The organism is Streptomyces actinomycinicus, from assembly GCF_016741775.1.
GTDB classification, from domain to species: domain Bacteria; phylum Actinomycetota; class Actinomycetes; order Streptomycetales; family Streptomycetaceae; genus Streptomyces; species Streptomyces actinomycinicus.
Window position 1 is genome coordinate 1 of sequence record NZ_JAERRK010000005.1, and the last position, 13,602, is coordinate 13,602.

Consider the following 13,602-nt stretch of genomic DNA (forward strand, 5'->3'; position numbering starts at 1 on the left):
GCGTCGCGGTGCGCCGGGCCGTGGAGCAGAGCCTGGTGCTGGAGAAGGAACTGCTCGTCGATCCGGAGTACTTCGGGGCGCTCGTGCACCGCGTGCCGCAACTGGCCGGAGCCGACGTCCGGCTCAAGCACGGTGCCACCCACAACGAACTGACCCGCTACCGCTACGACGTCACCCTCTACAAGTCCGGCGTCGTCTGCCAGTCCCTGGCCGAGGCACCGGCGCGGCCCTGGGCCCGGGACCTGGACGCCCTGGCCGATCAGCTGCGGTCCGCGCGGCCCGACCGGCTGCGGGTGACCGGCGTTCCCAACGCGCGGATCTCGAAGGACCTGGCCGTACAGCGAGCGCTGGATGCCGGGAGTGCGGCGGCCGGTCCGGTCACGCCCGGCGTGGAGCCGGAGGAGTTCCGGCGCCTGGGCGAGGCGCACGGCTATTGGACCGCGATCAGCTGGAGCACCCACGATCCGGCCTCCGTCGACGTGGTCTTTCTCAGGCGGGAACTGCTCGGCGACGGCGTGCCCGTCGGGCTCTACGTGCCCGCGGGCCCGGCGGACACCGGTACTCCGCTGTCCGCGTGGACCACCAGCCCGGCCACCGGACGGGACACCGGTGCCCTGCTCACGGCCCTGCGGGAGCACGTGCGCCGGCAGCTGCCCGAGTACATGCGTCCCGCTGCGATCGTGCCGCTGGACCGGCTCCCGCTCACCGCCAACGGCAAGCTCGACCGTGCCGCGCTCCCGGACTTCGCCCCGGAGCCCGCCGATGTCGGCCGGGCTCCGGCCACCCCGCAGGAGCAGGTCGTGTGCGAGCTGTTCGCCGAGGTGCTGGGCCGGCCGGTGGTCGGGGTGGACGAGGACTTCTTCGACCTGGGCGGGCACTCCCTGCTGGCCACGCGGCTGATGGCCCGGCTGCGGTCCTCGTTCGGTGTCGAGCTGGGGCTGCGGCACCTGTTCGAGGCGCCGACCCCGGCCGGGATCAGCGCCCGGCTGGATGTCGACGACGCGGACGGCTCGTACGAGGTGGTGCTGCCGCTGCGGACCGGGGGCGGCCGGCCGCCGCTGTTCTGCATCCACCCGGGCGGTGGCCTCAGCTGGTCGTACAGCGCGCTGATCAAGCACGTCGATCCGCAGTACCCGCTGTACGGCATCCAGGCGCGCAGCCTGGCCCGTCCGGAGCCGCGGCCGGCCAGCGTGGAGGAGATGGCGGTGGACTATGCCGACCAGATCCAGACGGTGCAGCCGCACGGCCCGTACCACGTGGCCGGCTGGTCGTTCGGCGGGCTGTGCGCGCACGCCCTGGCCGCGGAGTTCCAGCGGCGGGGCGAGCCGGTGGCGCTGGTCGCGGTGCTCGACGTGATCCCCGACTGGCAGGGCCTGACCCATGCCGATGTGCCGGCCCCCGACGACCGGGTGATGCTGCTGTACCACGTGGGTCTCGTCGACGACGGCCACCGGTCCGACGACACGGAGCTGACCTTCGCCGAGGCGCGGGACATCCTGCGCCGCCAGGGCAGTGTGCTGGCCAACCTGGAGGAGGACCGGCTCGCGACGATCACCGAGATCTCGGCGAACAACACTCACCTGACCATCGACTACCGGCCCGGCCCGATCGACGCCGACCTGCTGCTGATCGCCTGCTCGGAGCAGCAGGACCCGCCGGTCGAGGCCGCAGCCTGGCAACCGTACGTCCGTGGCACCGTCGAGGCCCACGTGGTGCCCGGCGAGCACGGAACCATGCTGACCCGGCCGGACACGCTGGCCGAGGTCGGCCGGATCCTGTCGGCCAAGCTCCAGCAGCTCGCCGGCGACCGATGACGTGCGGAGGCCGCCCACGAGGCACTCCACCGTCCGCTTTCTGCGGGACCTACGCCCGAGGACTGACTACATGCTGACCGACGTGCTCTCCGTCGACCTGACCAAGGCCCTGGCGGCCGTGGACGGGTGGCTGAGCGACTACATCCGCAAACCGCACCCCCGATTGGGACGCCCCGGCCCGGTCTGCCCGTTCGTCGAACCGGCCCAGCGCGCCGACGCGCTGGAGATACGGGTCAGGCTGGTGGGCCCGACCCCGAGCCAGGCCCTGATCGACGAGGTGATCCGCTGTGCCCTCGACGAGTTCAGCGAGGTCGACTGGAAGGCCGGCAACCCGAACCTGCGCTCGCTGCTGCTCGTCCTGCCGGATCTGCCGCCCGAGCACCTGCACCTGCTGGACGCGGCGCACGCCGCGCTCAAACCGGAGACCGTGCGCCGGGGTCTGATGATCGCCCAGTTCCACGAGAGGTGCACCGAGAAGGCGGCCCGCAACCCGCACTTCGAGGTGAGCTACGCCCCGGTGCCGATGATGGCGGTGCGGTCCATGGCGATCCACGACGTGCTGTTCCTGGCGGACCGGCGGGAGTGGTTCGAGCAGTACGCGCAGCGCTTCGGCTCCCGCTACCGCGACTCGGGGCACGGTATCGACCCGCTGCTGACCGAGGTCTACGAGCGGGCCCGTGCCGCCCACGGTTCGGGGAGCTGAGCGGATGAGCGTCGGACCACGGTCCGCCAGGCGGGCGACGACCGGTGCCCCCGTGTACCGGGGTATGGATCGGGCCACGCTCGACCTGCAGTACTCGCCGAGTTCCCGGGTGCCGAGTCTGGACGCCTACCTCCGCGAGTACGCGCGGCTGAGCGAGGCGGCCCGCCGGGACCGGCCGGTGCGTGCCTCGCTCGCCTACGGCCCGCACCCGGCCGAGCTGCTCGACTACTTCCCCGGCGCGGGTCCCGGGTGTCCGCCGCTGCTGGTCTTCGTGCACGGCGGGAACTGGCAGGCGCTCGGCCGGTCCGAATCGGCGTTCGCGGTACCGCCGTTGCTCGAGGCGGGGGCGGCGGTGGCGGTGATCGAGTACGGTCTCGCCCCCGGTGTCGGCCTGGACGCGATGGCGGGCATGGTGCGGCGCAGCGTGGCCTGGCTGCTCGGGCACGCGGACGGGCTCGGGTTCGATCCGCGGCGGCTGCATCTGTGCGGCACCTCGGCCGGCGCCCACCTGGCCGCGATGGCCCTGCTGCCGGGCCCGTCGGACGGGCCCGACGTCTCCGCGCGGATCGCCGGGGCGGTGCTGCTCAGCGGCATGTACGACCTGGAGCCGGTCCGGCTGTCGTACGTCAACGAGGCGCTGCGGCTGGACGAGGCGGGGGCGCGTCGTAACAGCCCGCTGCATCGGCTGCCGGCCCGGCTGCCCCCTCTGGTGGTCGCCCGCGGCGGCAACGAGACCGAGGAGTACGTCCGCCAGCACGACCGGATGGTGAGGGCGCTGCGGTTCCGGGCCGCGGTGAGGGAGGTCGTCGCCGAGCGGCGCGATCACTTCGATCTCCCCTACGACCTGGGGGTGCGTGGCACCGGACTGGGCGACGCGGTCCTGGCGCACATGGGACTGGGAGGAACCACCGCATGACCACCGAGCAGACCGCACGGGACACCGGGCGGGCCGCACAAGGCAGCGAGCAGACAGCACAGGACACCCGGCGGACCGCACAAGGCAGCGAGCAGACAGCACAGGACACCCGGCGGGCCGCAGAGGGCACCGGGTCCGGGTCCGGGTGCCCGCTGGCCGCCGGCCCGCCGCCGGGCACCACGCCGTACGCACACTATGCGCGGATGGACGAGCTGCTGGCGCTGCAGCATCCGCTCAGTCCGGCGAGGACCGAGCCGGGCTTCATCATCATGAGCCAGGTGAAGGAGCTGCTGTTCAAGCTGCTGCACACCGAACTCACGGCGGCGCGCGACCAGTTGGCGGGCGACCGGCTCGGCGAGGCGCTGTGGACCCTGCGCCGGTCCGCGCGGGTGCAGCAGGTGCTGCTGGTCTCCTGGGAGACGTTCTCGGTGCTGTCACCGGTGGAGTTCGCCGAGTTCCGGGACGTCCTCGGATCGGCGTCCGGGTTCCAGTCGGCCGGATACCGGCGGCTGGAGTTCCTGCTCGGCAACAAGAACCCGGCCATGACCGGGCCCCACCGGGACACGGCCGGCTACGCGGCGGTGACGGCCCAGCTGTACGAGCCGAGCCTGTACGACGCGGCGCTGGCGCTGCTGGTGCGCCGCGGGCTGCTCGCGCCGGACGGCCCCGGGAACCGGGACGCGGCGCAGCCGTACCGCAGCGGCCCGCAGGTCGAGGAGGCATGGCGGGCGGTCTACCGGGACCCGGCGCGCCATCACGACCTGCACCTGCTGGCCGAGGCGCTGATGGACACCGCGGACCAGTTCGCCCGCTGGAGGTACACGCATCTGCTGACGGTGCAGAGGATGCTCGGCGACAAGCCGGGCACCGGCGGCACGGAGGGCGTGGCCTGGCTGGCCCGGATCAGTGAGCACCGCTTCTTCCCGGAGCTGTGGTCGGTGCGTTCGACGCTCTGACCCGCCGACCCACTTGAGAGAAGGAGGGCCCATGACGAGCGGGATCACACGCGCGGCGGCCGAGGAACTGGACGCGGCCGATGCGCTGGCCGGGTTCCGGGAGCGGTTCGTCGTCGACGATCCGGAACTGATCTACCTGGACGGCAACTCGCTGGGGCGGCTGCCCGCCGCGACCCCGGACCGGCTGCGTGAGGTGATCGAGGACGGCTGGGGCGCCGGACTCGTGCGGTCCTGGCAGGGCTGGATCGACTGGGGCGCCCGGCTCGGCGACCGCCTGGCGGCCCATGTGCTGGGTGCCCGGCCGGGCGAGGTGGTGCTCTCGGACTCGACGTCGGTCAACCTGTACAAGCTGGCCGGGGCCGCCCTGGACGCGGCCCCGGGACGGGGCACGGTGCTGATCGACGCCGAGGACTTCCCGACCAACCGGTACGTCCTGCAGGGGCTCGCCGGTCAGCGGGGACTGCGGCTGCGCCGGCTGGCCTCCGACCCGGACGGCGGACTCGACCTGGATCTGCTGCGGTCCGCCCTGGACGGGGACGTCGCGCTGGTGGTGCTGTCGCTCGTGTCCTACCGCAGCGGCGCGCTGCTGGACATGGCGGAGGTGAACGAACTGGCCCGGGCGGCCGGCGCGCGGGTCCTGTGGGACCTGTCGCACGCGGCCGGGGCGGTCCCCGTCGACCTGACCGCGACCGGTGCGGAGCTGGCCGTGGGCTGCACCTACAAGTACCTCAACGGCGGCCCCGGTTCACCCGCCTTCCTGTACGTGCGGCGGGAGCTGCAGGCCGGACTGCGGCAGCCGGTGTGGGGCTGGTTCGGGCAGCGCGAGCAGTTCCGGATGGGGCCCGACTACGACCCGGTGCCGGGCATCGAGCGGTTCCTGGTGAGCACGCCCCCGCTGTTGTCGCTGGCGGCGGTCGATCCGGCGCTCACGCTCGTCGAGGAGGCCGGTGTGGCGCGGATCCGGGCGAAGGGGCTGCAGCTAGGCCGGCTGGCCGACGAGCTGGCGGACGCCTGGCTGAGACCGCTGGGGTTCCGGCGCGCCTCGCCCCGCGAGCCGCAGCGGCGCGGCTGCCATGTGTCGATGTACCACCCCGATGCCTGGCGGATCTGCCAGACGCTGGCCGCGGACGCGAAGGTCGTGTGCGACTACCGGGTCCCGGACCGGCTGCGGATCGGCCCGTCCCCGCTGTACACGCGGTTCACCGAGGTCTGGGACGCGCTGGACCGGATCCGCGCCGTCACGGCCGACCGCACCTACACGTCCCGCTCCGCCGACCTGGCCCGGGTGACCTGACCGCCGTTTCCCAGCGGTCACCGCCCCGGCCCGGCCCCGCACCATCTCCCCCGACCACCCCGATACGGAGTGCCCATGGCAGACGCATCCCCGCTCAGCACCGACGGACTGGTCCAGATCCTGTTCGGCTCCTCGGCCTTCCAGATGCTCAACGCGGGCCGGAACCTTGGCCTGTTCGCCCTGCTCCACCGGCAGCCCGGGCTCACCGCCGGAGAGATCGGCCGGGAACTCGGCCTGGCGGAGCGCCCGGTACAGATCCTGCTGCTGGGCACCACCGCCCTGCGGCTCACGACCCGTCAGGGCGAGGGTTACGCCAACGCCGGCCTGCTCGACGCACTGTTCGCGGACGGAACCTGGGAGATCATCGAGGATCTGATCGAGTACGAGGAGCGGATCGTCCGCCCCGCCGAGGTGGACTTCACCCAGTCCCTGCGCGAGAACACCAACGTCGGCCTGCGGCGGATCAAGGGGACGGGCCCGGACCTGTACCACCGGCTGTCCGCGGACCCCGGTCTCGAGCAGCTCTTCTACCGCTGCATGCGGTCCTGGTCGCGGCTGTCGAACCCCGTCCTGGTGGGGAAGGCCGATCTGAAGGGGGTGCGCCGGGTGCTCGACGTGGGCGGCGGCGACGGCGTGAACGCCATCGCCCTCGCCCGGGCGAACCCGGGCGTCGAGTTCACCGTGCTGGACCTTCCCGGCACGGCCGAGATCGCCCGCCGCAGGATCGCCGAGCACGGGCTGAGCGACCGGATCTCCGTCCGGGCGGCCGACATCTTCGCCGACACGTATCCGCCGGGGCACGACTGCGTACTGTTCGCCAACCAGCTGGTGATCTGGTCGCCGGAGGAGAACACGAGCCTGCTGCGCAAGGCCTACGCCGCCCTGCCGGACGGCGGGCGGGTCCTGGTGTTCAACGCCATGTCCGACGACAGCGGCGACGGTCCGCTCTATGCGGCGCTGGACAACGTGTACTTCGCGACGCTGCCCGCCCGCAGCAGCACCATCTACCGGTGGGACCAGTACGAGGAGTGGTTCGCCGCGGCGGGTTTCGTGAAGTCCGAGCGGCTGCCGGGCGGCAGGTGGACGCCGCACGGCGTGATCAGTGCGGTCAAGTGACGACCCGTCACCGGACGTTGCCGCGCGCCGAGGGCTCCACGACGGTCGTCGTGGAGCCCTCGGTCCGGGGTGGTCGTCGGCCGGCCGGGTCAGCCGGCGGGTGTGAGGGCCGTCAGTGCCCGAGTTCGTCCGCGGCGGCCCGGTCGAGCGTGAGCAGTATCCATTCCTCGAAGTCCCGGTCGTCCTTGGACGCCGCCTCGCGCCAGCGCTCGACGCGGTCGGTGGGGACGCTGATGCGGGGCAGACTGGCGCGGGCGGGCACCCCCGTCCGGTTGCCGCGGCGGTTCTCCCGCAGCCGGAGTCTGAGTTCGTTCCTGGACCAGCCCTGCCGCTCGGCCCGGTCCAGCCAGCTGTCGGCCTCCGCGGGCGGCAGCGAGGCGACCTCGGCGTGGTGCCCGAAGCTCAGCGCCTCGCGCCGGCGCCAGAACTCGAAGTGCCGTGCCACCCATGCGTAGTTGCGCAGGGTCTGGTAGTCGAGCCCGGCGGCCTGCACTCCGGTCTGGTACCGGTCGGCATAGCGCTCCTGGCCGTAGACGAGCCAGTCGCCCAGACACCAGGCGGAGGAGTCGGCGATCTGGAAGATGTGCAGTCCGGCCTTCTCCCACCGGTCGTACGGAAGGGTGGCCGGGATCTTGAGGCCGACCCGGGTGGTCATGATCCGTTCCTGGCCCCCCGCGCTCCTGCGGGGAAGCGCCGCGTCCTCCGCTCTGCGGCCGGCCGGTAATGGACGGGCCCGCTGGTCCTGCTTGGCGATTTGCTGCACCGGCTTTCTCCTGGGATTGAGGCACTGACGCATCTCGCACCAGTCGTCGCGGCCTTGCGTCATCAAGGTGTCAAGCTGAAAAAACCGTAGATCACCGCCAAAGATGCCGTCAATGAACATTTCCGGCCGTGATCGATCCGATTGCGGCGCAATCTTTCACTGGAAGGGGATCCTCGGTCACCGCGCCTTTTCCGCCGCCGCCTCGACGCCGTCGAGGATCACCTCCAGGCCGACCCGGAACGCCTCCTGGGCCTCCCGCTCCATGTAGGGGGCGGCACCCTCCGCGTCCGCCTCCGCGCCGGTGTCGGCAGCGAGGGACGCGCGCGCCTCCAGCGCCGCCAGAGCGGGGAAGCGCTCGGCGAAGTCGGGCGCCACCTCCTTGAGCAGAGCGGACCGCTCCGCCCACCACTCCTCGTCGGACACCCCGGTCTCGGGCGCCGCCTGCCGGTGCTCGGCGGCGACCCGGGCCATGCCCCGCACGAACTGGAACAGCACGGCGATGACACGACGGAGCCGCAACGGGTCCAGGCCGGCCCCGTCGAGGATCCGCACCACCGTCTCCAGCTGCGCGTACTCGCCCGGCCCGAGCACGGGTCTGGCCTGGGACACCTGGAGCACCCAGGGGTGGCGCAGATAGAAGGCCCAGGCGTCGTCGGCCCACTCCGTGATCGCCCGGCGCCAGCCCACGCCCGTGTCGTAGGCGGTGGGCAGCTCGGCCAGCACCCGGTCGTGCATGAGGTCGACCAGTTCGCTCTTGCTCGGCACATAGGTGTAGAGCGCCATGGCGGTCCGCTTCAGCCGCGCCCCGACCGCCCGCATCGACAGGGCCGCCATTCCCTGCTCGTCGGCCACCGCGACACCCGCGGCCACGATCGTGTCGACATCGAGCCCGGGCTTGGGACCGGGCCCGGTTCTGGCGACCCCGGAAACGGCCGTACGCCACAGCAGGGCCATGGAGCGGCGAGCGTCTCCCTGTCCGGCAAAAACAACCACCTTGCAACTCCTTACTGCATAAAGTAACCTCACGCGAGGCATCTCTTTACGGTGTAAGGATATCAGGTGGACACCGGTCCGCCCCGGGATGCCCGACGTTCGCGGAAGGTTTTCGATGGCAACGCTCCCCGTCTCGTTCATCCAGGTCACCGACATCACGCGCATCACTCCCCGGATGGCGCGCGTGACCTTCGAGGCTGATCACCTCGAGGACTCCGTGGGCCTGAGTCCGGACCAGCAGCTCAAGCTCTGCTTCCCCAGGGCGGGTCAGGAGGTGCCCGTCCTGCCGGAGCAGACCGACGACGCGACGAGCTGGTACCAGGCGTTTCTGGCCATCCCGGAGGAGGAGCGGCCGTGGATGCGCAGCTTCACCCTCCGGCGGCGCGTCCCCGGAACCAGGACCATCGAGGTCGACTTCGTCCTGCACGGCGACACCGGCCCGGCCACCAGCTGGGCCGGCTCCGCCCGCCCCGGCGACCGGCTCGGCATGGTGGGCCCGTCGGCGGTGTACGCCCGGCCGGTCTCCCTGACCGACGCGATCACCGACGCCGACTGGCTCCTGCTGGCCGGCGACGAGACGGCGCTGCCCGCCATCGGCACGCTGCTGGAGGCCCTGCCGAAGGGGACACCCGCGGTGGCCTACATCGAGGTCGCCGACGGCGCCGAGCAGCAGGCCTTCGAGACGCCGGGCGAGGTCACCGTCCACTGGCTGCACCGCGACGGCGCTCCGGCGGGCCGCAGTGAGGTACTGACCGAGGCCGTCCGCACCGCCGAGTTCCCGCCGGGACGCGCGTTCGCCTGGCTGGCCGGCGAGTCGGGGGCGGTACGGGCGCTGCGCCGGCACCTGGTCGACGACCGTGGCGTGGACAAGCGGTCGATCGAGTTCAGCGGCTACTGGCGGTTCAAGCTCACCCAGGACGACGCACCCACCGCCGAGGACATGGCCGAGGCCCAGGAGCGGCTCGCCGAGTACCAGGCCACCGCCGATGACAACTCCTGACGAGCCACGCGGCGGGGTCCGGCTGCCGGCCGGACCCCGCGGGGAACCGGCCGCACGACGGCCGGCAGGAAAGAAGGGTCCCATGATCACAGTGCGAGGTCTCGCCCGTCGGTTCACCCTGCGCGGACGCAGCGTCGACGCGGTCAAAGGCATCGACTTCGACGTGGCGGACGGGGAACTGGTCGGCTTCCTCGGCCCCAACGGCGCCGGCAAGACCACGACCTTACGGATGCTCACCACGTTGCTCCGCCCCACCGGCGGCAGCGGCACCGTGGCCGGGTGCGATCTGCTGACGGACCCTCAGGGCGTCCGGCGCAGGATCGGCTTCGTCGCCCAGGGCGGCTCCAGCTGGCCGGAGTCCAAGGTCGCGGAGGAGATCGAACTGCAGGCCCGGCTGTACGGCCTGTCCCGGACCGAGGCGCGGCGGAGGGGGGCGGCACTGGCGGAGCGGCTCGACCTGGCCGGCCTGGACCAGCGGCCCGCCAAGACGCTTTCCGGCGGCCAGCGCCGTCGGCTCGACATCGCACTCGGACTGGTCCACGACCCGGCGCTGGTCTTCCTGGACGAGCCCACCACCGGCCTGGACCCGCAGAGCCGGGCCAACCTCTGGGACCACGTCCGCCGGATGCGCGCCGAGCAGGGCACGACCGTCTTCCTCACCACCCACTACCTCGACGAGGCCGACGCCCTGTGCGACCGGATCCTCGTCACCGACCACGGCACGATCGTCGCCGAGGGGACCCCGGACGAACTCAAGGCCCGCGTCGCCGGGGACGCGATCACCGTGGAGGTCGCCGCCGACCGGTCCGCGGAGGCGGCCGAACTCGCCGGACGGCTGCCCGGCGCGCACGAGGTGACCGTCGTCGCCGAGACAGTGCGGTTCCGGGTGCCGCGCGGCGACGCGGCCCTGCCGGATCTCCTGCGCACCCTCGACGGCCGTGGGATCACCATGGCCTCGGTCAAGGTCAGCCGGCCCACCCTGGACGACGTGTTCCTCGGCCTGACCGGGCGTTCCCTGCGCGACACAGAGCCCGCGCCCGAGGCGATGGAGGCCGCTGGTGCTGCGTGACACCGGGCTGATCTTCCAGCGGGACATGAGGCTCTCGCTGCGCAACCCGACCTGGCTGATCATCGGGATCATGCAGCCTCTGCTGTATCTGTTCCTGTTCGGACCGCTCATGGTCACCGTGGTCGACCACACCCCGGGCTTCCCGTCCGGCGACGCGTGGGAGGTGCTCACCCCGGCGCTGATCGTGCAGACGGCGCTGTTCAGCGGTTCCTTCGCCGGGGTCGGACTGCTCACCGAGTACCGGGTCGGGGTGGTCGACCGCTTCCGCGGGACGCCGGCCAGCCGGTCCGCCCTGCTGTTCGGCAAGGTGCTGGCCCAGGCCGTGCAGGCCACCGCGCAGTCCGCGCTGATCGTGCTGGTGACCCTTCTGGTCTTCGGCCTCGACGCCCCGGTGCCGGGCATGCTGCTGAGCCTGGTGATCGCCGCGGTGCTGGCCGTCACGCTGTCCTCCGGGTCGTACGCGCTGGCGATGGTCCTCAAGAGCGAGGCGGCGTTCCCCTCGCTGATGAACGCCGTACTGCTGCCGCTCCTCCTGCTGTCGGGCGTGCTGCTGCCGGTCACGTCACAACTGGCGCCCGGGTGGCTGTACAACCTGGCCCGCATCAACCCGCTGACCCATGTGGTCGACGCCGAGCGTGCCGCCTTCCGCGGGGACATGAGTTCGACGGAGCTGCTGACCGGCTCCCTCGTGCTGCTGCTCATGGCCGTACTCGCCCTGCTGTGGGGCACGCGGACGTTCCAGAAGGAGAACGCCTGAGGCTCCGGACGGACACCGTCCGGGGACACGAGGGAAATCGGCCCGACGGCGCCGCCCGCCGAACGGCCCCTGGACCGGGCTCCCCCTTTCCCCCGGAGGGGGAGCCCTCCCCGCACCACCGGGGAGCACATGCGAGTACCGGCGCCGTCAGGGTGGCCGGTGCCCAGGTGCACGCCGTTCCCGGCCGAACGCGCGACCGAGCGAATCAGCCATGCTGAGCCCTACGAGAGGGGCATCGACGGATTCCGCGGCCGGGCCCACCGCATCCTCGACGAACTCGGCGGACACGGCACGTACCTGCCCGTCCTGCGGGACCTCGTGGACCTGTCGTCCCGACTGCTCCTCAAGGCCCGCGTCCGACGTCATCGCCGCCGTCGGTTCAGCGGCTCGCCCGCTGCGCCGCCACGATCGCGTCCACGGTCTTCTCCGCACCCGCGCGCCGCTGCACCCGTTCGGCGAACCCCGGGAACTGGGAGGCGATTTTGGTCAGGAGACGCAGTTCGAGCGGGGCGACGTTGACCTCGGCGACATCGCGCTCGATCGCCCGCGTCACGCCCCTGACGACCTGCTGGGGGGAGACGGTACGCACGCCGCCCGGCGTAGGTGAGCCGGTGTTGGCGAACATGCCCAGCTCGCGTACGAAGCCGGGCTGGACGATGGAGACGCCGACACCGGTGCCGTGCAGGTCCTGGCGGAAGCCCAGGGAGAGGCCGCGCAGCCCGAACTTCGTCGCGTTGTACAGGGACGACGACTTGGTGGCGGCCATGCCCGACAGTGACCCGACGAAGCAGATGTGACCGCGGCCGCGGGCGACCAGGCCGGGAGCCAGCAGTCGTGCGAGCATCGCGGGCGCGCGCAGGTTCACCGCGAGCGCCCGGTCGATCTGCTCCGGCGTGTAGTCGAGCAGGTCGCCGCTGGAGGGCAGGGCCGCGTTGGCGATCAGGACGTCCGCACCGGCCGCCTCCTCCGCGAGACGCCTGACGTCGTCGTCGGCGGCGAGATCGGCGAGGACCGTCCGCGCGCCGTAGCGGTCGGCGAGGGGTTCGAGCGCCTCTTTCCGCCGGCCGCTGAGGATCAGCCGCGCGCCGCGCGCCGACATCTCCGCGGCGATCGCACTCCCGATGCCACCCGTGACTCCGGTGAGCAGAACAGTTGCCCCTGCAATGCGCACGACGACCCTCCCAGTCCTGTTCGTTCGAACGAACAATAGGCAGGGCGGGGCCGCGTGTCCACCGGAACGGCCCGGACGGGGCGGGCCGCCTGTCCACGGGTGCCGCCCGGACGGGGCGGTGGGGGTGTCCACCGGTGCCGCCCGGGGCGTGGCGGGACCGGCTGTTCACCCGGGCCGCGAGGCTGGAGCGGCCGATCCGGCGGCTTCCGGCGCCCGTCGGACCGGTGACGGGGCCCCGACGCCCTGTTCGGCCCGAGGCCGTAGGCCCGCGGCCGCTGATGGAACAATGCATGGCATGCCGAACGCCGCTTCCTCCGCCTCGACGCGCCAGCGCATCATCACCGCCGTCCTGCAGATCATCGGCAAGGACGGGGTCGCGGCCGTCACCAACAGGCGGATCGCCCGGGAAGCGGGCGTGTCGCTCGGCTCGGTGACGTACCACTTCCAGACCCAGCACGATCTGCTGCGCGAGAGCCTGCTGTACTTCGTGCGCGAAGAGGCCCGTCACTTCACCGAACTGGCCGACCAGTGCCGGACCGACGGCATCGACGTGGAGGACGCCGCGTCCCTGGCCGGCCAGGTCGCGTGCGGGACGGCACTCGACACCGCCCACCTCGCCCCCTTCGAGCTGTACCTCCACGCCGGGCGCGACGAGCGGCTGCGGGAGGCGGCGGCGCAGGCTTTCAGGGCGTACGACCGGCTCGCCGCCCAGATCCTCACCGCGCTCGGCGTCCCCGACGGGGAGCGCCTGGCGGCCACCACGGTCGCCGTGGTGATGGGACTGCAACTCCGGCGTCTGGCCACGGGAAGTCCCGCGGAGGACCTGGTCGACGCCCTCCTGCTGCTCGCGCGCGGCGCCGCCGTCCCGCCGGCGGACCAGCAGGGCCTGCCGGCGTGAGAGAGTCCCGGCCGGACCGCCCGCGGCCCCGGCCAGGCGCCCGGCGGGGATCCGGGACCCCGGGCCGGCGCCCGGCGGATCCCCGGCCGCGCTGACCGCCCGGGCGCCGAGACCGGCGAGGGCGTCTCAGCGATAGCCCAGGGCACCCCGTC

13 protein-coding genes are annotated in these 13,602 nt (G+C 72.4%); 10 read left to right on the forward strand and 3 right to left on the reverse strand.

What is annotated here, in order from left to right:
• The 6 genes from JK359_RS11835 to JK359_RS11860 all read left to right on the forward strand — a co-directional run.
• The coding region (locus JK359_RS11835) for an alpha/beta fold hydrolase (protein ID WP_201834784.1) at nucleotides 1–1,814 on the forward strand (1,814 nt) is incomplete at its 5' end.
• A 70-nt stretch (nucleotides 1,815–1,884) separates the two neighbouring features.
• Nucleotides 1,885–2,517: a DUF6875 domain-containing protein gene (locus tag JK359_RS11840; RefSeq protein ID WP_201834786.1), complete on the forward strand. Its 633-nt coding sequence runs from the start codon at nucleotides 1,885–1,887 to the stop codon at nucleotides 2,515–2,517.
• A gap of 4 nt (nucleotides 2,518–2,521) precedes the next feature.
• Nucleotides 2,522–3,433 carry an alpha/beta hydrolase gene (locus JK359_RS11845; RefSeq protein ID WP_201834789.1) on the forward strand — a complete coding sequence of 304 codons (912 nt, stop codon included), beginning with the start codon at nucleotides 2,522–2,524 and terminating at the stop codon, nucleotides 3,431–3,433.
• Entirely contained in the window at nucleotides 3,430–4,389 is a 960-nt protein-coding gene (locus JK359_RS11850; RefSeq protein WP_201834791.1) for a tryptophan 2,3-dioxygenase, read from the forward strand. Before JK359_RS11845 ends, JK359_RS11850 begins: the two co-directional genes overlap by 4 nt.
• Nucleotides 4,390–4,420: 31 nt before the next feature.
• Nucleotides 4,421–5,683 carry a kynureninase gene (locus JK359_RS11855; protein WP_201834792.1) on the forward strand — a complete coding sequence of 421 codons (1,263 nt, stop codon included), beginning with the start codon at nucleotides 4,421–4,423 and terminating at the stop codon, nucleotides 5,681–5,683.
• A gap of 75 nt (nucleotides 5,684–5,758) precedes the next feature.
• Complete coding sequence (locus tag JK359_RS11860) at nucleotides 5,759–6,799, forward strand: methyltransferase (RefSeq protein WP_201834794.1); 1,041 nt, start codon at nucleotides 5,759–5,761, stop codon at nucleotides 6,797–6,799.
• 112 nt (nucleotides 6,800–6,911) lie between these two features.
• On the opposite strand, the gene JK359_RS11865 is transcribed toward JK359_RS11860, so the two are convergent.
• Nucleotides 6,912–7,454 carry an LmbU family transcriptional regulator gene (locus JK359_RS11865; protein ID WP_201834796.1) on the reverse strand — a complete coding sequence of 181 codons (543 nt, stop codon included), beginning with the start codon at nucleotides 7,452–7,454 and terminating at the stop codon, nucleotides 6,912–6,914.
• Between the two features lie 285 nt (nucleotides 7,455–7,739).
• Complete coding sequence (locus JK359_RS11870; protein WP_201834798.1) at nucleotides 7,740–8,555, reverse strand: TetR/AcrR family transcriptional regulator C-terminal domain-containing protein; 816 nt, start codon at nucleotides 8,553–8,555, stop codon at nucleotides 7,740–7,742.
• A gap of 115 nt (nucleotides 8,556–8,670) precedes the next feature.
• Between JK359_RS11870 and JK359_RS11875 the strand changes: the two genes are divergently transcribed.
• The 3 genes from JK359_RS11875 (at nucleotide 8,671) to JK359_RS11885 (ending at nucleotide 11,381) form a co-directional block, all read left to right on the forward strand.
• A complete protein-coding gene (locus JK359_RS11875) occupies nucleotides 8,671–9,555 on the forward strand; it encodes a siderophore-interacting protein (RefSeq protein ID WP_201834800.1) in 885 nt (294 codons plus the stop codon).
• Nucleotides 9,556–9,637: 82 nt separating this feature from the next.
• On the forward strand, nucleotides 9,638–10,624 hold the full coding sequence (locus JK359_RS11880; protein ID WP_201834802.1) for an ATP-binding cassette domain-containing protein: 987 nt from the start codon (nucleotides 9,638–9,640) through the stop codon (nucleotides 10,622–10,624).
• On the forward strand, nucleotides 10,614–11,381 hold the full coding sequence (locus tag JK359_RS11885; RefSeq protein ID WP_201834804.1) for an ABC transporter permease: 768 nt from the start codon (nucleotides 10,614–10,616) through the stop codon (nucleotides 11,379–11,381). Before JK359_RS11880 ends, JK359_RS11885 begins: the two co-directional genes overlap by 11 nt.
• Before the next feature lie 379 nt (nucleotides 11,382–11,760).
• On the opposite strand, the gene JK359_RS11890 is transcribed toward JK359_RS11885, so the two are convergent.
• On the reverse strand, nucleotides 11,761–12,552 hold the full coding sequence (locus JK359_RS11890; protein ID WP_201834806.1) for an SDR family NAD(P)-dependent oxidoreductase: 792 nt from the start codon (nucleotides 12,550–12,552) through the stop codon (nucleotides 11,761–11,763).
• Nucleotides 12,553–12,847: 295 nt separating this feature from the next.
• Here JK359_RS11890 and JK359_RS11895 point away from each other — a divergent pair, with 295 nt between their 5' ends.
• Nucleotides 12,848–13,450: a TetR/AcrR family transcriptional regulator gene (locus JK359_RS11895; RefSeq protein WP_201834808.1), complete on the forward strand. Its 603-nt coding sequence runs from the start codon at nucleotides 12,848–12,850 to the stop codon at nucleotides 13,448–13,450.
• The last annotated feature ends 152 nt before the right edge of the window (nucleotides 13,451–13,602 follow it).